This is a genomic window from Halocatena marina, from assembly GCF_023276375.1.
In the GTDB taxonomy this organism is placed as follows: Archaea; Halobacteriota; Halobacteria; order Halobacteriales; family Haloarculaceae; genus Halocatena; species Halocatena marina.
Map to the genome: position 1 here is coordinate 3,459,146 of NZ_JALLPK010000001.1, position 20,390 is coordinate 3,479,535.

The 20,390-nt window shown below is 54.9% G+C and carries 18 protein-coding genes; 7 read left to right on the plus strand and 11 right to left on the minus strand.

From position 1 onward, the window contains the following. Positions 1-52: 52 nt before the first annotated feature. Together MW898_RS16370 and MW898_RS16375 are read left to right on the plus strand one after the other, a co-directional pair. On the plus strand, positions 53-481 hold the full coding sequence (locus MW898_RS16370; RefSeq protein WP_248908828.1) for a bis(5'-nucleosyl)-tetraphosphatase: 429 nt from the start codon (positions 53-55) through the stop codon (positions 479-481). A gap of 126 nt (positions 482-607) precedes the next feature. Further along, positions 608-1,699, plus strand: a complete 1,092-nt coding sequence (locus MW898_RS16375) for a DUF5787 family protein (RefSeq protein ID WP_248908829.1) — start codon at positions 608-610, stop codon at positions 1,697-1,699. Between the two features lie 26 nt (positions 1,700-1,725). On the opposite strand, the gene MW898_RS16380 is transcribed toward MW898_RS16375, so the two are convergent. From MW898_RS16380 to MW898_RS16410, 7 genes are all read right to left on the minus strand, one after another. After that, a complete protein-coding gene (locus tag MW898_RS16380; RefSeq protein ID WP_248908830.1) occupies positions 1,726-2,196 on the minus strand; it encodes a DUF5797 family protein in 471 nt (156 codons plus the stop codon). 184 nt (positions 2,197-2,380) lie between these two features. After that, positions 2,381-3,412, minus strand: coding sequence for a mechanosensitive ion channel (locus tag MW898_RS16385; protein ID WP_248908831.1), 1,032 nt, complete (start codon positions 3,410-3,412; stop codon positions 2,381-2,383). Between the two features lie 528 nt (positions 3,413-3,940). Beyond that, positions 3,941-4,798 carry a cytochrome c oxidase subunit 3 gene (locus tag MW898_RS16390; protein ID WP_277999912.1) on the minus strand — a complete coding sequence of 286 codons (858 nt, stop codon included), beginning with the start codon at positions 4,796-4,798 and terminating at the stop codon, positions 3,941-3,943. Between the two features lie 603 nt (positions 4,799-5,401). Then, positions 5,402-9,985 (minus strand): glutamate synthase large subunit, encoded by a 4,584-nt coding sequence (gene gltB / locus MW898_RS16395; protein WP_248908833.1) that lies wholly within the window; start codon positions 9,983-9,985, stop codon positions 5,402-5,404. A gap of 150 nt (positions 9,986-10,135) precedes the next feature. Beyond that, positions 10,136-11,584 carry a proline--tRNA ligase gene (gene proS / locus MW898_RS16400; RefSeq protein ID WP_248908834.1) on the minus strand — a complete coding sequence of 483 codons (1,449 nt, stop codon included), beginning with the start codon at positions 11,582-11,584 and terminating at the stop codon, positions 10,136-10,138. Between the two features lie 204 nt (positions 11,585-11,788). Beyond that, a complete protein-coding gene (locus tag MW898_RS16405; RefSeq protein WP_248908835.1) occupies positions 11,789-12,472 on the minus strand; it encodes a carbonic anhydrase in 684 nt (227 codons plus the stop codon). A 160-nt stretch (positions 12,473-12,632) separates the two neighbouring features. Beyond that, positions 12,633-13,121 carry a DUF7984 family protein gene (locus tag MW898_RS16410; RefSeq protein ID WP_248908836.1) on the minus strand — a complete coding sequence of 163 codons (489 nt, stop codon included), beginning with the start codon at positions 13,119-13,121 and terminating at the stop codon, positions 12,633-12,635. 275 nt (positions 13,122-13,396) lie between these two features. Here MW898_RS16410 and MW898_RS16415 point away from each other — a divergent pair, with 275 nt between their 5' ends. The 4 genes from MW898_RS16415 to MW898_RS16425 all read left to right on the plus strand — a co-directional run bounded on the left by MW898_RS16415 (position 13,397) and on the right by MW898_RS16425 (position 16,801). Further along, positions 13,397-15,310: a beta-CASP ribonuclease aCPSF1 gene (locus MW898_RS16415; protein WP_248908837.1), complete on the plus strand. Its 1,914-nt coding sequence runs from the start codon at positions 13,397-13,399 to the stop codon at positions 15,308-15,310. A 296-nt stretch (positions 15,311-15,606) separates the two neighbouring features. Next, entirely contained in the window at positions 15,607-15,771 is a 165-nt protein-coding gene (locus tag MW898_RS25670; protein WP_309242235.1) for a DUF6757 family protein, read from the plus strand. A gap of 164 nt (positions 15,772-15,935) precedes the next feature. Then, positions 15,936-16,397: a cupin domain-containing protein gene (locus tag MW898_RS16420; RefSeq protein ID WP_248908838.1), complete on the plus strand. Its 462-nt coding sequence runs from the start codon at positions 15,936-15,938 to the stop codon at positions 16,395-16,397. Positions 16,398-16,411: 14 nt separating this feature from the next. Next, a complete protein-coding gene (locus MW898_RS16425) occupies positions 16,412-16,801 on the plus strand; it encodes a thiol-disulfide oxidoreductase DCC family protein (RefSeq protein ID WP_248908839.1) in 390 nt (129 codons plus the stop codon). A 2-nt stretch (positions 16,802-16,803) separates the two neighbouring features. Here MW898_RS16425 and MW898_RS16430 read toward each other — a convergent pair whose 3' ends face one another. From MW898_RS16430 to MW898_RS16440, 3 genes are all read right to left on the minus strand, one after another. Next, positions 16,804-17,976 carry an acyl-CoA dehydrogenase family protein gene (locus tag MW898_RS16430; protein WP_248908840.1) on the minus strand — a complete coding sequence of 391 codons (1,173 nt, stop codon included), beginning with the start codon at positions 17,974-17,976 and terminating at the stop codon, positions 16,804-16,806. A gap of 112 nt (positions 17,977-18,088) precedes the next feature. Next, positions 18,089-18,460 (minus strand): type II toxin-antitoxin system PemK/MazF family toxin, encoded by a 372-nt coding sequence (locus MW898_RS16435; protein WP_248908841.1) that lies wholly within the window; start codon positions 18,458-18,460, stop codon positions 18,089-18,091. After that, positions 18,457-18,810, minus strand: a complete 354-nt coding sequence (locus MW898_RS16440) for a MarR family transcriptional regulator (protein ID WP_248908842.1) — start codon at positions 18,808-18,810, stop codon at positions 18,457-18,459. Before MW898_RS16440 ends, MW898_RS16435 begins: the two co-directional genes overlap by 4 nt. 534 nt (positions 18,811-19,344) lie before the next feature. Between MW898_RS16440 and MW898_RS16445 the strand changes: the two genes are divergently transcribed. Next, on the plus strand, positions 19,345-19,539 hold the full coding sequence (locus MW898_RS16445) for an ion channel (RefSeq protein WP_264822289.1): 195 nt from the start codon (positions 19,345-19,347) through the stop codon (positions 19,537-19,539). Positions 19,540-19,633: 94 nt separating this feature from the next. On the opposite strand, the gene MW898_RS16450 is transcribed toward MW898_RS16445, so the two are convergent. Then, a complete protein-coding gene (locus tag MW898_RS16450; RefSeq protein ID WP_248908844.1) occupies positions 19,634-20,335 on the minus strand; it encodes a type 1 glutamine amidotransferase in 702 nt (233 codons plus the stop codon). Between the last annotated feature and the right edge of the window lie 55 nt (positions 20,336-20,390).

A 20,390-nucleotide genomic window follows, 5' to 3' on the forward strand; every position in this document is an offset into this window, starting at 1 on the left:
AAAAGATGGCCAGGTCGATATTCTCTTAACTGAGGGTAGATTACTGTTATACATGATTGAGGCCACGAGCGCCGGGGCAATCCTGTTCCGTGATACGCGTGGCCGTCGTGAGTACTTGCTCCTCAAAAGCCGAACGGGTGATTGGGAATTCCCGAAAGGCGGCGTTGAGGGGACCGAAGAGCTACAGCAGACGGCCATCCGCGAAGTCGCAGAAGAGGCTGGTATCGACAACATCCGGCTCATCGATGGATTTCGAGAGGATTACGACTACGTCTTCCAGGCTGGTAGCAGCACAATCCACAAAACAGTCCATCTGTTCATTGCGAAATCGTTCGAAGCGAGCGCAGAACTGTCGTCGGAACACAATGATTTGCAGTGGCGCGATTACGAACAAGCGATCAACACACTCACCCAAAACGGACCGCGATCCGTCCTCGAGAACGCGCATGTGTTTCTCGAAAATGGTGGGTTGAACAACTGATACCGCTATCAAACCACCGCTTTGAGACAACGGAAATTGATACAATAACATAGAAACCGTGATCGATGTGTGGTTGATGGGACGCGCTACTGTGATGAATACCTGTAAATCACGAATGAGAGGACCGTGACATCGCCCGAGTTCACGTTCGAACTCCGTGTTTGCCAGTGGGCCGAGCAACACTGGCCACCCAGCCGATCAGCCACTGCCAGCAACGGTGAGAGCGACGGGGCAGCTCCGACCAACACCAATCCTGAACGAGTGCTGATTGCTCGTCAGCTCGGCACGAAACACCGGCGCTGGGACACTATTGTTATCGAAAGCGATCGGCAACGACTCGCTGAACGGGCACGATTTGGTTCCGAACGGCTCAATTCTGATCTCCTGCACGTCGTTCAGAACGCGCCCTCAGAGTGGGTCTACTACCGGGATGTGCTCCCCGATCCTGGCTATCCATGGCGATACGTCCGCGATGCAATTCACGTGGCCGATGATCGAGGAATCATCGAAACTCGCCGGCAGGGAAATCGCATCGAGATCCGTCGCAAGTGGCCGTACCCCGACTGGGTTCGCCGTATCGTAGCGATCGAGAACAAACCCGACCTCGATGCGAGTGCAGCTGATTCTCTCTCGGATCAGCTACAACGTGATGTCGCACTCTCGCTTGCGGATGAGGTCTGGGTAGCAACACGAACGACCGGCGCGACGGTCGAACCAGCGCTTCTCGAACGTCTCCCGATTGACGTCGGTATTCTCACTGTGGATCGCGCGACCGAGCGCAAGTCGCTCGATGTGACGGTAGCGTGGCATCCTCGTTCGCTCGATAGTGGCGGTGTCGGTACGCGTATTCTTGATCGTCCCGACGGTGGCGCGTACGACCACTCTGCAGCCCAATTCGAGTACGCTGACACCGACTGGAAAGCCACAAAACGACTCGAAATAGCCGAACGAGCGTACGAACGAGGCTGGCGTTCGTACGTCGAAACGATGCGCCCGGACTGTCGTCACTTCACCCTCTGCTGTTCTGCTGGTGACTCGCTCCCGTGGTGTCAAGCGAAGAATCGATCGCAAACGTCCAGCGAGTGTTCGGGGTCGTGTCCGTCGTTCGAACCGGAACCTCCCACGTGGCGCACACACGGCTGGCCCATCGAAGGCGGTCCCGGAAACGGCCTCAAGCATCTCCTCGACCGTCAACGGGAGCGCCAACGTCGGTACTGATAACGTACAGATTCAGCTCACACGCGTTATTCGAGTACTTCGACGGTTATCTCGCTTCGCTCGATGGCGAGTCGGAACGTCGGGACTGTCTTTTGAACGACCTCGACGAGTCCCCGGTCTTGGAGCTTCCGGAGCGCAGAGCGCACCTCGTCTGTCGTTGGATCGAGCCCGGTGTCACGTACCCCATGAAGCACCGAGACGACGCTCTCTGGTTCCGCGTCTGGCTCTGCAATCACATCGATAATACACGCCTGCAGTTCGGGAACGCTGAGAACATCCTCGTCTGATTCCATCCCTACTAGTTTGGCGGCTTCCGGCGTTGCGCGGATCAGACTGTTCTCATCGCGGTAGTAATACTCCTTTAGCTCCGACTCGAGGTACTGGTGAATCTCACTTCCACTGTCGATCCCCCACCGATCTTGTAATTCTTTGTTCTTGGTCGGCTGGAGGGCTACTACGTCCGCAAGTCGCTCTTTCGCTTCGTCGGAAAGTGTCACTACCGTCGGTTACGAGCGTGGGATACATCGAAGTTGCGACATCCCACGCTTGTGATCTCCCCAACTGTCACTCCTCTTACGGTCGTTCTGTCATCTTCGATACTACCGGATCGATGGCTGGGTATCGCAGGTCTCCAGCTGCGATAGCACTCAACTATGCTGTAACGAAGGCACGACAGTTCAGTCAGCCTTCGTCTGGTGATTCGAACCCGCCAGTGTCACCAGCACGATCCGACCCACTGTCTTCGAGAGAGACCGATTCCTGTGCGCCTTCGACCCAGTTGGAAATGTTGTCTGCAATATACTCTTTCGAGCCGAGTGCCCCGCCAACACCGACAGCGATAATGAACGCGATAGCAAGCGCGCCAAAGAGTGCGGTCATCACGATCGTAAAGAGCGTGTTGAGAATGGAGGCTTCGAACCCAGCCGTTTGGAGTGCCATCGTAATCGTGAGATAGTAGATGAATATTTTAATGCCGGTTCCGATGAGGTCGGTCAGTCGACGGGTATCCGTATCGGCAATCTGAGTGCCGATCCAATCACCCAGCCAGATTCCGACCAACAGCACGATGAAACCACCGATGAACTGGGGAATGTACGCGGTGATTGTGGTAAGCAGCCCTGAGAGAATCGGAATGTTGAGCGTATCAGCGGCAGCGATGAGTGTAAGGAAGTAGACGTACAGCGCGACGATCTGCCCGATGAGTCCACCGAGTCCACGCCTTGCGGTGAGTCCTTCGAGAGGTGTCCCTTTGAGATGTACGTCGAACCCGAACCCTCCGATGAGGTCAGCGATGATGTCTTCGAGAACACGCCCGATGATGAACCCGATAACGAGAATGATCGCGGCTCCGAGGATGACTGGCAGGTACGCCCCGATATCCGAGAGTAACTGAGTGAGTATCTGAATTCCGAGAATATCGGCAGCAGCCAATACCGCGAGGTAGTAGATGAAGTACTTCAACAGTTTCCCCAGTCCGCGGGAGAGCCCTTCACCGTCGCTGTCTTTGTCTCCTAGCGGTGTCCCCCGGACGAATCGTCCGAAATTAGCCTCCTGAAGGACCGTTGTAACCACCCTTCCCAACAACCGACCGAGAACCCATCCGACGATCAGCACGATGATCGCCGCGACGAGTCGAGGGAGGAATGACGCCACATCCGAGGCAATATCCCCGAGAATTTGCTCTCCTCCCAGTTGAAGTACGATTCGGTTCATGTCTTTTATACTAGATATCATTGTTGATCGTCGGTTGATAGCACATATTTTGTTTGCTAAATTTAATGTGTGCTACCACATTTGTAATTGAGGCTTGGCACTAATTAAATATGGTGATTATTATTGTCTATAGAATATACCTATAGAAATAATTTATTATTACGGGTAGAATTGACTAATTGGTTAGAGCTATGGAAGTATTAGCAATGTATGGCTTGTTGGGCAATCTGACGAATTCTGTTTGTAAGCCAAGTCGATCAGAATAACATACGTTAGGTGACAATTAACTACTGGCCTGATTTGATTGGTTCTTATATTGACATTCAGTAAATTTGGTACAAAATTCAATCGAGCGCCACTAGATGACCGCCGCGAACGTCACGGCGCAACTCTAATCGATATACTGTGACACTGTTGACTCGTGGCTTGAGATAGGTGGCTGATGATAACAGGCTCACTCACCGGTGTCTCATTTGGGTTTTGTACACAACGAGTAGCAGGAGTCGATGAGAACGATCTTCGACTTTTTTAGAGGCTAACGACTGAACCAACGTAGATTACGACGACGAGGAAAATCCAGACAGCATCGACAAAGTGCCAATACATCGAGACAGTACTGACCGAAATGTGGCGTTCAGCGGAGTACTGGCCGTACAACGAGCGGATAAAGACGATGCCGAGAAGGGCCCCACCGAGTGAGACGTGCAGACCGTGGAGTCCCGTTAGACCGAAGAAGGCGCTTGCGAAGATGCCTTCGGTGAGCGTGAATCCTTCGTGGATAATGAACTCGTAGTACTCATACACCTGTCCACCGATGAAGACGATGCCGAGAAAGAGTGTTAGACCGAGCCATCGAACGAATCGTGAATGATTCCCCTTCAGGAGTGCGAGGTGGGCGAGGTGAAGCGTAACACTGCTCACGACCAGAATCAACGTATTGACCAATACGATCGCGCCGAGCAGTCCCTCTGGAATATGGGTACCTGCCCAACTTCCACCGGCACGAATGAAGAAGTAGTAGACGAACCCGGCACCGAACGTTGCGATTTCACTCCCGAGAAAGAGCAACATTCCGAGGCGGAGCCCACGACCACTCGACTCAGACGCTTCACCGCTCCAGAAGTCGACGACGAACGCGTGGTACAGCCAGCCGTAGAGACCAGCGAGGAAGACGAGTGTGCTTGCGATGAATACGATCGGACCGGCGAGTGGATCTACGAGCGGTTCGTCACCGTTACCCAGAATGAACAGTCCGGCACCAATATAGAGGCCGGCCCCTCCGAAAGCTGCGATGAATGGCCACCAACTCGCCTCGCCGAAGCCGCGCGGCCAATCCTCAACGGCTGGCAAGTGGTGGTGTTCATCGTGTTCTTCCGTTGTCTCCATTGCCATATCCACGCTTGCAACCGCGACGGCAAAAAGCCTCCCAAACGACCGTGTCGAAATACTCCTTGGATCCTACATCCGATGTAGTTACTCGGCGCTTAGTCCTGAACACATTCGAACAACCGTCTCTCGGTAGGTTCTGAAGCTCTTATTTTAGAAACATATCTCATACCGACGGAACAACGGTTGGGGAGGGGCACCAACCTCCCCGAACCACTGACCATGAAATCGCATGAATGCACGAAGTGTAGACAACGCGGGGGAAGGCGTCTAAAGAACCCCTTTGCCCACTAGCGTGTGTCGGCGATTATGATCTGGAGTCTCTCCTCCCGGAGCGCGGACACGCCGCATTACTTATTCACTAACTCAAGAAATAAAAACATTACTGTATTCATCAAAGCAAAAATAAATATTTAGCGGGATATATTCAATACGTAATTGGGACAAAATAGTACGTAGACGGTAGGTGTAGTGTGAATATACTCCTATGCGTTCGAGTACTGGGTCAGTTCGATGTCCGACAAGGATGATGTGTTTGTTACAAGAAATTGAGCAGCGTAGGAGACGAAACAGTAGTGGTCGTGTATACGAAAGCGAGGAATTTCAGTCCGCTCCTCCTCGGATAGCAGCAGAGTCTTCGCCGGTTGCCGGAGTTGAGCTTGCAGGAAGGTCTCGTCGGACATCTTCGCTTTCTTTCTCGGCGATGATGTCAGCGTAGGCGTCGGGCATCACTTTAACGAATTTTTCCAGTTCCTCTTCCCAATGTTCGAGAATGTACTCGCCACGGTCACTGCCCGTGTGTGCGACGTGGTTTTCAATCAGACGACGAAGCATCTCTCTGTCTTTCGATTCGAGCTCTCGCGTCGTCGAGATCATGCCGTGGTTAGCGCGCTCTTTGAAATCATTGTCGCGGTCGAGCACGTAGGCGACGCCGCCGGACATGCCAGCAGCGAAGTTCCGTCCTGTTTTTCCGAGTACAGCAACGACACCACCGGTCATATACTCACAGCCGTGATCACCAACGCTTTCTACGACGGCTTTCACGCCGGAGTTGCGGACAGCGAATCGTTCTCCAGCCATGCCGTTGACGTACAGCTCGCCTTGGGTTGCACCATACAGTGCGACGTTGCCGATGAGGGTGTTGTCTTCGGGTTCGTAGGGTGCGTCGGGTGGTGTCGTGACGATGAGCTTTCCACCAGACAGTCCCTTGCCAACGTAGTCGTTTGCAGTGCCTGTCAGAGACATCGTCACGCCGCTTGCGAGAAACGCACCAAAACTTTGCCCGGCGACGCCATCGAAATCGATCGCAATAGTGTCGTCGGGTAGCCCGTCACCGCCGTACTCGTTCGAGATGCGATTCGAGAGCATTGCGCCGACCGCTCGATGGGTGTTGTCGATCGCTGTATCGATGTAGACTGGTTCACCATGGTCGAACGCCGGGGCAGCTTCCTGAATAAGATCGTGATCCAACGCTTCATCGGTCTCGTGTGTTTGCTCAATCGACTTCGTTCGGTCACCAGATGTCTCTGCGAGGATTGCTGATAGATCGAGATGTTTCGCCTTCTCGTGGGTCACGTCCTGCCGTTGTGCGAGCGCTTCGACCCGACCGACCATCTCTTCGATCGTTCGGAAGCCGAGTTCGGCCATGATCTCTCGCAGTTCCTGTGCGATGAACGTCATGTAGTTGATGACGTGCTGTGGTTGGCCCGGGAATCGGTTTCGAAGGTTCTCGTCTTGTGTGGCGACGCCGACCGGACAGGTGTTCTCGTGACATTGACGTGCCATCACGCAGCCAGCGGTAACGAGGCTCGCTGTCCCGAAGACGTACTCCTCGCCACCGAGCAGCGCGGCGATTGCAACGTCGCGGCCGGTCTTCAGTCCGCCGTCGACGGTGACCTTGATGCGAGAGCGGAGACCGGTGTGTCGAAGCATCTGATTCGCCTCTGCCAGTCCGAGTTCCCACGGCAGCCCTGCGTTTTTGATCGAGGTTTTTGGTGATGCGCCGGTCCCACCAGAATGCCCCGAGATGTGGACGACATCGGCATTGGCTTTTGCAACACCGGCTGCGATCGTGCCAATCCCCGCCTCGGAGACGAGCTTGACGTTGATGTCTGCCTCTGGATTGGCCGTTTTGAGGTCGTGGATGAGCTGTTTGAGATCCTCGATCGAGTAAATGTCGTGGAGCGGTGGGGGTGAGATGAGCCCAACACCGGGCGTCGAATAGCGCACGTGCGCAATCATCTCATTCACCTTCTCACCCGGGAGCTGACCACCCTCACCGGGCTTTGACCCCTGCGCCATCTTGATCTGGAGCTCATCTGCCGAAGAGAGATAGTGGCTCGTGACGCCGAATCGTCCGGAGGCAACCTGCTTTACGTTACACTCCTTTTCGGTGCCGAACCGCTCCGGTGGTTCGCCCCCTTCGCCAGTGTTCGACTTCCCGCCGAGACGGTTCATCGCAATAGAGTTGTTTTCGTGAGCCTCCGGTGAGAGCGAACCGAGGCTCATCGCAGCCGTCGAAAACCGCGTTACGATCTCATGGATCGGCTCGACGTCTTCGATCGGTACCGGCTCACGCTCAGGGTCGAACGACAATAGGCCACGGAGTGTCTGGAGCTGCTCGTTCTGATTGTTGATCAGCTGTGCAAATTCCTGATACTGTTCGTAATCACCCTCTCGAACGGCTTTTTGGAGCGTTCCAACCGTTTGCGGATTCCACTGATGGAAAATTCCATTCGACCGGTTTTCGAACTCACCCTGTCGTTCGATGTCCGATTCCTCGCTTGAGAAGGCGCTTTCGTACCGACGTCGAAGATCGTCTTCGAGTTCGGGAAGCGCGATCCCGCCGGTTCTGGCCGTCGTCCCCTCGAAGTACTCCGCGACGAACGTCGAATCGAGACCAATCGCCTCGAAGATTTGCGCACCACGGTAACTCTCGACGGTCGAGATGCCCATCTTTGCCATCGTTTTCAACAGACCATCTTCGAGTGCGTGGAGATACGCATCGACCGCTTCTTCGGCATCAGCACCATCAGGTCCCTTGACGATGTCTTCGATACTTTGGAGAGCGAGATACGGGTTGACTGCACCTGCTCCGTATCCAACCAGCGTCGCCATCTGATGAACCGTTCTTGGATCACCAGATTCGACGACGATACCGACGCGGTTGCGTTGGCCAGTTCGCACGAGATGATGGTGGACAGCCCCCGTCGCTAGCAAACTCGGAATCGGCAGTCGCTCTTCGCTAGCGTTCCGATCGGACAGTACGAGTATGTCGCATTCGTCTGCGAGCTGTCCAGCCATCGTCCGAACGTCCTCGATACCGGCTTCGAGATCATCATCGACAGCGTAGGTGATATCGACGACCGCCGTGGAGAGCGGCCCATCCAGTTCCTTGATCGTCGCTACTTCTCCGTTAGAGAGAAACGGCGAATCGAGCACGAGCTGACGCGCGTGTTCTGGTGATTCGTGGAGCAGATTGCGCTGATTCCCCAGCCGACACTCCATTGATGTCACGAGATCTTCACGAATGTAATCCAGCGGCGGATTCGTGACCTGCGCAAAAAGCTGTTTGAAATACGAAGACAGTGGGCGGTTGAAGTCACTCAGAACCGACAGCGGCGTATCATCACCCATCGAGCCGACGGGATCTTTCCCGTCGCGGGCCATCGGCTCGATGAGATGGTCGAGTTCGTCATGCGTATACCCATAGAGTGCTTGATACGACCGGAGATTGTCGACAGATTCGGAATTAGCGTTGGATTTTTCTTTTTCGTCAACGATGTCCGAGAGTTGAGTCTGTTCTTGTGAGACCCACTCGCCGTATTTCTCGTCGACGAGGTCATCGAATACCTCCTCGTCAGGGACAATTCGACCCTCTTTTGGATCAGCGAGGAACAGCTGTCCCGGTTGGAGTCGCCCCCGCTTTTGGATTCGGCTCGCGTCGTGTTGAACATCGAGTGCACCGACTTCGCTCGCCACGACGAGCGTGTTGTCTTCGAGTACATCGTATCGGCATGGCCGCAACCCGTTGCGGTCGAGCACTGCACCGACTCGATCGCCATCGGTCGCGGCGACGAGTGCCGGACCGTCCCACGGTTCGATGAGCGAGGCGTGAAAATCATACCAATCGCGTCGATCCTCGTCAACACCGGTCGCCTCTCCGCGCCACGCCTCGGGAATGAGCATTCTGAGCGCGTGTGGGAGATCCCGCCCGGTTTTCATGAGAAGCTCGAGCGCGTTATCGACGCTCGCAGTGTCGGACTGTTCGTCGTCGTTGATGATTGGCTTCAGTGTATCAAGATCCGATCCCTCGCTGTCATCATACTCCGTGGAGCTGACACCATCCCCACTGAACGCCTCGTGCGCGAGATCGTTTTCACGCGCACGCATCCAATTAATGTTTCCTTGGATGGTGTTGAACTCACCGTTGTGAATAATCGTCCGGTACGGGTGGGCGAGATGCCACGCTCCGAGTGTATTCGTCGAGAAACGCGCATGAACCATGACGAACGTCGATCGGAATCGTTCGTCTTGGAGATCTGGATAGTACTCAGAAAGCTGTTCGGCAGTGAGCAGACCTTTGTAAACGATCGTCTTACGGTCGAGTGAACAGATATAGAAGCGACCAGTGCCGTCGATTCCTCGTGCGATACTTTCGTTTTCGACAGCACGGCGACCAACGTAGAGCCGTCGATCGAACGCTTTTTCATCACAATCATCCGCCGGTGCAACGACGACTTGCACAACGTCGGGTTCTCCTTCGAGCGCGGTTTTACCGAGGCGAGTGTTGTCCGTGGGAACGTCTCGCCAACCGAGCACTGACACACCGTGGCGAGCAAGCACCTCGGTCAGTAGATCCTTCAACGCGGTCTTTGCGGACTCATCCTGTGGAAAAAAGAGCGAGCCGATAGCGTACAGGTCGGGCAGAGAGAAATCGAACTCCTCAGAGAAGAAATCATCTGGGATCTGCAACATAATGCCCGCTCCGTCACCGGTGTTTTCTTCTGCACCCGTCGTCCCTCGGTGTTCGAGATTTGCGAGCAGATCGATCCCGTCCGATACTGTTTGGTGTGAGGCACCTCCATCGAGGTCCATGACGACGCCTACACCACAGCTGGCACGGGTATCCATGGGGTCCGCGAGTCCGGCACCGCTCGCGAACATTGATGTCTGTCTCCGAGTCATACCGTTATCTGACCGATTCCTTCTTAAGTCGCTTCTCCTCAAGGGGTAAGGGCATGTTGTAGTCAAATAAGGTCATATATACATCTCTCTATGATTAATAGGACGTTATGTTGATGAGTAGCTACAATTGATAACTTCTTTCGTACGAAATCAGTACGATTTCGCGAAGTAGGCGGTCGTCTCTGCGTCCTCACCACAGATACCGCAGGTGTCGTGGATTGGTTCCTCATCCATCGGGACCATCACGATTTTGGCGGCGATTTGGTCTTTGATCTCTGTTTCACAGGCTTGGTCCCCACACCAGCCGGTTGTGACGTATCCGCCGTGTTGGCCGATCGTCCCGAGGATTTCCTCACGGCTCTCAGCCGCACGGACGTTCTCTTCGAGGTGCTGTTCTGCGGTGACGTAGAGTTTTGCGTACACCTCATCGAGGTGCTCGCGTGCTGTCTCGGCGACGTTGTCGAGTGTTTCGACAGTTGTTTCGCCGTCAGGACGGTGGACGACCGTCACTTCCTCGTTTTCGACTTCGTTCGGTCCGATCTCGAATCGGACGGGGACGCCTTTTAGCTCCCATTCGTTGAATTTGAATCCAGGGTTGCGTTCGTCACGGTCGTCGAGGTGGACACGAATTCCCGCTGCTTCGAGCTCTGCCTGAAGCTCCTCGGCGTATCCAAGCACTTCCTGTCTGGTTTCTTCTTGCCAGATGGGGACGATCACGCATTGTTTGGGTGCGATGGTGGGCGGAAGAACGAGTCCTTGATCGTCCGAGTGGGTCATGATTGTCGCTCCTAGAGCGCGCCACGACAGCCCCCACGAAGTGGTGTGTGCGGTCTGTTCGTCCTCGTTTTCGTCGACGTAGGTGATGTCGAACGCTTCTGCGAAACTCGTTCCGAGGTGGTGGCTCGTACAGCCTTGAACGCTTTTTCCGTCGGGCATCAACGCTTCGAGCGTCGTCGTCGTGTCCGCACCAGGGAACTTATCGTGGGCGGGCTTCCGTCCACGAAGCGTGGGTAGTGCGAGCACATCCGTGTAGAGGCGCTCGTACTGATCGAGCCGGAGGATCGTTTCGTCCCACGCGTCCTCGCGGTCGTGATGGGCTGTGTGTCCTTCCTGCCAGAGGAACTCTTTCGTTCGGAAGAACGGTTTCGTCTCGGTTGCCTCCCAGCGCACCACAGAGCACCACTGATTCACTCGGAGAGGGAGATCGCGGTGGCTGCGCACCCACTGGGCAATGTATGGCGTGATGATCGATTCACTCGTTGGTCGAACGGCGAGGCGCTCTTCGAGTTCGTCGTATCCACCGTGTGTGACCCACGCCACCTCGGGATCGAATCCTTCGACGATGTCTTTCTCCTGCTGGAGATACGACTCAGGGATGAACACAGGAAAATAGGCGTTCTTGACACCGGTTTGCTTGAACCAGCCATCGAGGTGGTCCTGAATGCTTTCCCAGAGCGCGTACCCACGGGGGCGCGTGATGATGAATCCACCCATGGGGGCGTAATCTGCGAGACCAGCCTTCTGAACGACCTGTGAATACCATTCGCCAGTCTCATGTTCCTTACTCGCAGTGATACCGAGATCCTGCTCGCTGCTCATGTTGGAACCTAACGGACACTCCTATTAAGTTCGACGTGTCCGGGTCATCTGTTCGATCACGTCACGGTGGTTTCACTGGTCTGATACGGAGTCCGCCACAGTGCCCTCAAAATGAAAGCCACAGTTCGTCGGTCCTGTCGCCATCCGTTCTGTGTGGTCGATGGATCGTCTACCGGAAGATGCCAAGAGCGGGCGTTGAGGTACTCAGTACGTCCAGCGTCGGTTCATTTGCGCGGCCAATTCCGGCCAGTCCTCGGCAATTCGCTCTGGATCTCGCATGCCATTCACGTTGACAACGTGAAGCATTCCCCTCTCGTCTGAGTACACGTCCTGAAAGTCGTAGACGACGCCGAGGACGTTCATCTCGTCCGAGACAATAGCACTGTCGAGGAGGAACTCGATCTGCTTATCGACGTTGTACTCCACTAATCGGTTGATCGCCTCGCTTTCCTCGATGTCATCTGGGAGCGCCTCGACGCCGTCCGTCAGTCGCAGTTTCAAAAGGTCAATACAGTGGCGGATTCCGGCCGGTTCGGCGATTCCATCAACGATATCCTTATAGGTTGCTGTGACGGCTCCACAGCCGGTGTGACCGATCACGACGACATTTTCGGTACCAGTGTGTACCAACGGATACGACACATCACCAGACACAGCCAGTCCGTCGGCAGTCTCCTCAAACACTCTGTTGCCGATATTGCTACACGTAAAAACGTGTCCAGGTGTGCGATTTTCAATCATTTCGTCTTGTAACACACGGGAGTCAGAACAACAGACCGTGACGGACTCGGGTGATTGTCCGTCCTGTACCGATTCAAATTGCTCGTTCTCGAACGACTGAGCGTGGCTCTTGTTTTGTTTTAACAGTTCGATGAGGGTTTTCGTCATTGTGAACACGGCAAACCACACGGGGGACTGATAAACGAGTTATGACTGGTCGCTGGGCCATTCGCCGCATGTATCCACGAGGAGGAGCGCCATCCGAACGTTCTTTTGTGTGGTCCTTCGATCGAAACCGACTATCCGTGTCGTGCTGCGGTGGCTGTGATTAATCCTGTGTCTCACTGCGATCGACTGCGAACGGGGAGTCTGACTCCGTCCACTTCCAGCCAGGGAGTCGCGTCTGAAATCCAGCGGCGAGTGCCGCATCGAGGTCGTCTTCGCCGGCCGGACCCTCTGGATGGTGATGGATGTCGGCGTAGTGGAACGTCGCCTCAGCAAGCAGCGATCGTGGCTGTTCACCAGCAATCGTGGCTGCGAGTTCACGGCCGAGTAGTTCGTCAACGACAAAGCCCGGATAATCACCCGCTACATCAAGTTCACGGAGGATAGCGACGAGAGCAGCAATGTTCACAGCGCGGTCACCATCCGCGAACACGATATCCACTTCTTCACGGTACTGCTCGTCACTGACGGGAGAAACGTCGGTATCGAACTCCTTACCGAGCGCGTCTCGGACGGTCGTAATGAGCGAAGCGATCGGACGCTCACGGACATAGACGTATTCTTCACGAACGCGCGTGGCTGTAAGATGCATAGTACGATCGAAACTGATTACCCAGCATTTGCCCACTGACTGGGCGAATCCGTGAAACGATTTACAACGGGCGATATATATCCTGTGTGGTTGCGAAGGGTTTTATAATGACCATGCTTTAGAAAGGACTAACGCGGGTTTTCCGGGCCGTCTTGACGGTCATGATTTCACAGTATGACCTGTTGTTTGATCCCAGTGTTGGTTCCAGGTCGCCGATACGATCGGCGTGCCCACGAGTTGTGTGCTTCGGAACCCCGCCTATATCTACGTGACCTATGAGCACGGTAGAGAAGCAACTTGACGATTTAAAAGCAGAGATCGCAGCCGAGATACCGAACGACATCTCCGTCTCCGACGTGACCTACGAGGGCCCCGAACTTGTCATCTATACACGGGACCCAAAGAAGTTCGCCCAGAACGGCGATCTGATTCGGACGCTGGCTGGAAAGCTCCGGAAACGAATTACCGTCCGCCCCGATCCCGACGTACTCGCGCGACCCCAGGACGCTGAAGCGCAAATTCGAGCCATCATACCCGAAGAAGCGGGTGTGACCGACCTCGATTTCCACGCCGATACTGGCGAGGTCGTCATCGAGGCCCAAAAGCCGGGAATGGTTATCGGCCGCCACGGATCGACGTTGCGTGAGATCACTCAGAAGATCGGCTGGACGCCCGAAGTCGTTCGGACTCCACCGATTGAGTCCGCAACGGTCTCGAACGTCCGGAATTTCCTGAAACAAGAGCGTGAGGATCGCCGTGATATCTTAGAGCGCGTTGGACGACAGATTCACCGCGAGGAACTCTCGAAAGAGCAGTGGGTTCGGATTAGCACGCTTGGATGCTGCCGTGAAGTCGGCCGTGCAAGCTTCATTCTTTCGACGGCTGAGACGCGGATCCTCATCGATTGTGGTGACAAGCCAGGGGCTGAGGACGAAGTTCCCTATCTACAAGCCCCCGAGGCGAATCCACTCAACTCCATCGACGCCGTCGTGCTTACCCACGCACACCTCGATCACTCCGCGCTTATTCCATTACTCTTCAAATACGGCTACGACGGGCCGATTTACTGCACGGAACCGACCCGAGACTTGATGGGGCTGTTGACGCTCGATTATCTGGACGTCGCAGGAAAAGAGGGTCGGACGCCGCCCTACGAGAGCGAAATGGTCCGTGAAGCGTTGAAACACACGATTCCGATCGAATACGGCGATGTAACCGATATTGCACCGGATGTAAAACTCACGCTGCACAACGCGGGACACATCCTCGGCAGCGCAGTATCGCACTTTCACATTGGCGATGGACTCTACAATGTGGCGTTCTCGGGAGATATTCACTACGAGGACACCAGACTGTTCAACGGTGCGACCAACGAGTTCCCACGCGTCGAAACGCTCGTCATGGAATCGACCTACGGCGGCCGCAACGACTACCAGACCGATCAAGCAGACTCCGAAGCGAAGTTGATGGAAGTCATTCAGGAGACGCACGATCAGGGTGGAAAAGTCGTTATCCCTGCCTTCGCAGTCGGTCGGTCACAAGAGATCATGCTCGTTCTCGAAGAGGCGATGCGCGAGGGGCGTCTCCCAGAGATGCCAGTTCATCTCGACGGAATGATCTGGGAAGCAACAGCGATTCACACCACCTATCCCGAGTATCTGCGCGATGAACTGCGCGATCGCATCTTCCACGATGATGAGAATCCCTTCCTCTCTTCTCAGTTCAACCACATCGACGGCGGTGAGGACGAACGCAGAGAAGTGACCGACGGTGGTCCCTGCATCATTCTTTCGACATCAGGAATGGTTACTGGTGGACCGATCATGTCGTGGCTCGAACACCTCGGCCCGGATCCAGATTCGACAATGGTATTTGTCGGATACCAGGCCCAAGGCACGCTCGGTCGACGCATCCAGAGTGGATGGGACGAGATCCCGATGAACGGTCGCGGTGGACGCTCTGATACACTCTCGCTCGAATTCGGTGTCGAAACCGTAGACGGATTCTCCGGTCACTCTGGCAGACAAGGTCTCATGAACTTCGTCCGAACGATGAATCCGCGACCCGAAAAAGTCCTTTGTGTTCATGGAGACGAGTCCTCCGTTCAAGATCTCTCTTCTGCAATATATCATAAATTCGATATAAGAACATTCGCTCCGAAAAACCTCGAAACGTTCCGGTTTAGATAAGCGTCGTCCCCGATCACGACCGCTGTAATTTTTATCAATACGGTCAGATGCACGCTCCAGACTTGTATTTTGATTGAAAGAAAACGCCCGAAGGAGCCAAACGGACGTTGAATTGCGAGAGGAATGGCATCCCATACCGATCGGCGGATTTGTATGGTTGGCCCCTTCACTCAACCATTCTCATCGGTAACTATAACCATGCTGGTTAATGTCATATTTGCCATTCGGCTTCGTTACATAGGTTTCGGTTGCGGATGAGCCGTAGCGTTCAGTACCCTCGGTACCAAAGGGATTGTATGTGGTGCCATTACTGCGAGGAGGAGGCGACCATGGCCGTCGAGAAGGGTGGTGTCAAGGTTGGGCTTTGCAAGCAGCACTTCCGTGAACGTCTCGAGGAGTTGAAGTCGGAAGGATGGCTCGACGATCTTCGAGACGAGCTAAACACGGATCGGATCGAGTAGTCGGAGATTCTTACATGGTTTGATTGCGTTGGGTATCCGGGATGGGGTATCCGCTGTCTGAGGTGCGAGATGAGTATAACGAGCACAATTTGGTAGGGATGAGACGCAGATTAACCCATGAATCAAACACGGGTTTTATCGCTTTGCTCACTGAGTAAAATGACATGGAGCATGTTCAAATTGACAATATTGGCGACTTGATGAGTCCTGCGGACGTGAGACGGCCAGTCGGGAAGAAACTCGGAACGACCGACATGGCGATCAATTACTTCGAACTCGCACCAGATGAGAGCTTTGCGTTCGGCTACCACCGCCATGCTGACCAAGAAGAGGTATTTTACATTCAGTCGGGATCGGTCACGTTCGAGACGGAAAACGGTGACGTGGTTGTTGGAACCAACGAAACGATCCGCTTTGAGGCCGGTGAATGGCAGCAAGGGTTCAATCGAGGCGACGAACGAGTTGTTGCTTTGGCGATCGGTGCCCCCTTTGATGCAGGCGAAACAGAGGTCCAGCGCGAGTGTTCTGCGTGTGGAAAGCAGACGCCACAACGCATCGAATCCGCGGACGATGTCCTCGTAACGATCTGTGAATCGTGCGAAACCGAAACTGGTCGATTCACCTGATAGGCGATGAACTGATGAACCACAAGCACGCTCTCCCCGTACTCGTCTACGACGATGATTGTGGGTTTTGCACGTGGTGTGCGGCGTGGGTCGTCCGCCACGGATCACTTGATGCCGTTGGATTCGCTAATCTGACAGCCGACGATCGTTCCCGTCTTCCAGACGATTACGAAGCGTGTGCGCATCTGATCACCACCGATAGCGTCTATTCTTGTGGTGCAGCCGCTGAATGGGCTATTGCTCGAACGTATCCGGAGCTACAACCGCTCTTTTGTGCGTTCCGGCTTCTTCCAGGCTATTCGAGTGTTCGGGAGCGACTGTACAGATTTCTCGCAAACCGTCGCTCGTGGCTCGGAAAGATCCTCAGCGCGGAGTCGCCGGTCGGTGAGCGCGACCAGTTGTAGTATTAATCGAACGCTGCGATTCCCGTCAGATCCTGTCCGAGAATGAGCGAATGGATGTCGTGCGTTCCTTCGTAAGTGTAGACCGTCTCCATGTTTGCGAGATGACGCATCGGTGAATAATCGGCAGTAATCCCGTTGCCGCCGAGGATTTCACGAGCAATGCGCGATTGCTCGCGGGCCATCCGGACGTTGTTCCGCTTTGCCATTGAGACGTGTTGTGGGCGGAGGTCACCGCGTTCTTTGAGGCTGGCAAGCCGATGGGCGAGTAGTTGCGCCAGCGTGATCTGGGTCGCCATTTCAGCGAGCTTCTCTTGTTGGAGTTGGAACCGTGCGATCGGGCCACCGAACTGCTCTCGGTCGCGTGCGTACTGGCAGGCCGTTTCGAAGCAGTTCCGAGCGGCTCCCACGGCTCCCCACGCGATCCCGTAGCGCGCCTGTGTGAGACACGACAGGGGGCCTTTCATCCCTTCGACGTCCGGCAGCACGTTCTCTGCGGGAACGTGGACGTCATTCAATCCGATTTCGCCGGTGATCGACGCCCGAAGTGAGAGCTTTTCTCCGATCTTGTTGGTCGAGACGCCATCGCGGTTGGTCTCGACGAGAAATCCACGCACCGACTGTTCTGCGGTCGATCGATCTCGTGCCCAGACGACAGCCACGTCAGCGATCGGTGAATTGGTAATCCACGTCTTCGAGCCGTTGAGAACATAATCATCACTTGCGTGCCCTGCACGCTCGGCGTAGGTTTCCATCCCTGTTGGATTCGATCCATGTTGGGGTTCGGTCAGTCCGAAACAGCCGACCGCTTCGCCGGTTCCCAGTTTCGGCAGCCACTCGTCTTTCTGTGCCTCTGACCCGTAGGCGAAGATCGGGTACATCACGAGTGCGCCCTGAACGCTCGCCATCGACCGAAGCCCCGAGTCACAAGCCTCTAACTCCTGCATCAGAACCCCATACGCCGTCTCGCTCACGCCCGGAAGTCCGTAGCCATCTAGATTGGGCGCGTAAAATCCGATCTCCCCCATCTCTGGAATGAGATCCGTCGGAAATGTCCCCTCGAGCCAGTGTTCCGCGATATCCGGCGCAACGCGGTCCTCGACGAACTCACGAGCTGTCTCACGAATCATTCGCTCTTCTGCAGAGAGGTCAGCCTCCAAATCCACGTAATCGAGCATGATATACCTCGGTGGCGGCTCAGTAAAAACGCTCGGCAATTCGACCCAGTCCCTAGTATCTCACTCAGTCAGCGATTGTGACAGACGAGCCCCCGATTGATTTTGGCGTCTATCACTCTGTCGTTGATGGGACGAGATAGGTTGAAAGCATCTCTACGGCACGGTCGATGGGACCATCGTGAATCCGGCAAACGTAGTCGGTCAAGAACGCGGGTTGGAGTGAAGCAACCGCATGGGGAACGATCGAACTATCCCGTGGAGCTTGTCGATGTCGGTAATCGTCAGTATCGAGAGAAACACGCTCTGTGTACCATGTTTTCGTTGTGAGACCCATTACGACGTACTGGTCCGTATCGAATGGATGATGCTGGTTATTCACGATAACCCATGGGCGGGTTGCGTCGATGCGGTCTTTGAATGGATCGGGCGCGAGCACGACGTGACCGCGCTCAAGCGCGTCAAAAGCGGGGATCGATTCGCTCACGCATCATCCTCGTCTGCATTATCCACTGCCGAAAGCCACTCTTCACGACTTTCCGGCCCGAGTTCATCATCGAGGAACTGCGCTGTCGAGTGAAAGACGAATGCATCTTTAACTGCAGAATAATCACCGATCGTCCAGTACGGTTCCTTGTGTCGCACGAGACTTCGATCTTCTAACCGAGTGAGGACAGGATGAATCGAGTTAGGGTTTATATCCGTCTCCGCAACGATTTCGGACGCCTTGTACGCCTGATCCCGATTCTGAACGAGAAATCGAATAACTCGCTCGGCATTCGTTTCGGGATGCGTTGGTGGTTCGTACTGGTCGAATTCCGCACTACTAATCGGCATTGTTACACTCGTGTATATCTTTAACACACCATCGTTTATAAACGTATCTTCGTATGCTGTATTATTGTATGCTCTCTGAGCTCAGAGCTACTGCTTGTGAAATCTCGGATGCAGAATGGGTTGTACGCTCAACACCACGCCATTCACAGAGAATATCATAAAAGGTTGCTGTGGCCGTCGATTCCTCTGAAACAGGGTGAATCGGTCGTTCGGCAGGTCCGTGTCTTTATCACTCCTGTATACTTTTCAGAACTGAGACCCTTGGCAGCTTTGTGACTGAAGGAGATGCAGACATTCCCGAGAATCGCTGTGGATTGAACTGCGTCCAGAGGATATCGTCTACTGGGAGGACGGAAAATACGGCCCATGGGGCGTTAGAACCCTCATGTGATATCTCACGAAGCACGGCGAAAGCGTCAGACGCGTACTCACGTGGTGGGGTGTCGTCATCCTCACGGCGGGCGCGCTCTTCCTCTTTGTTGGCGGGGTTCGTGATCCACCGGAACCATACACGCACTCGCGTCATTCGCTGACTTGGCTACGATAGAAGGGTGGCAGAAAATGCTACTGAATGTGTATTTCAGCGTCACCACGTTTTCGACGATTATGGATGTCGACCTCGCACCCGCCGGACCGGGGGCACGGGTGCTCGTCGCGGGCGAATCGATTGCCGGCGCACTGCTTGTCGCCCTTCTCGTCTTCGTCCTTGGGTGGCAGATCGCACGATAATCACCGTCACCAGACCGAACAGCAACACACTCACACCCGAACAGCTCGTCCTCGAATCCTCCCTCTGCACACAGAACGAGCCGTCTACCTTTTTTCACGCGGTGGCGTCAGCGCGAACAGCGCGCGTGTAGTCGGTGAAGTTCTGGAACAACTGCTTCGATTTACAGGCGGCGGCATAATTTTCGTCGGTGATTCCCTCCAGAACGCTCTCGATGCGCTCGTCCTCAAGGAAATCCTTGCGTTGGGTGACCGCCGTGGCGGTTGCCATGTCGTACTCCGGATGGAACTGGACCCCGAAGGCATGTCCAGCGCGAAAGCCGTGGATGCCGTAGTCGTTCTCTGCAATGATGGTTGCGTCCTCTGGCAGTTCAGTGACGGCATCGCCGTGTGTCGTAAACGCCGTGAATCGGTCGTCAATTCCCTCGAACAGCGGCGAGTCGCTTCGTTCGATCTCGCGATAACCGATCTCGTATCCGTCCATCGCTTCGACGCTCCCACCGAGCGCCGCTGCGAGCAACTGATGACCGAAACAGACGCCGAGGATCGGAAGCCCACGATCGTCGGCCTCTCGCACCCACTCGGTCGCCGCTCTGATCCACGGTTCGTCCCAGTACGCAGACGCCGCAGAGCCCGTGACAACCACGCCATCGAAATCGAAATCGGGTGGGAGTTGGTCCCGACTCAGGACGAACTCGGCAAGATCGGCGTCGAGTTCGCGCCGGAAGTTCCGGTTGGTGGTATGGATCCCCTCCTCACTCTGTGAGGCGTTCAGCAGAGCGAGTCGCAATCGTGTCATTACTCATACGAACGTTTCGAAGCGTTTGGAATTTTCGTTCGAGGAAAGATGGAGC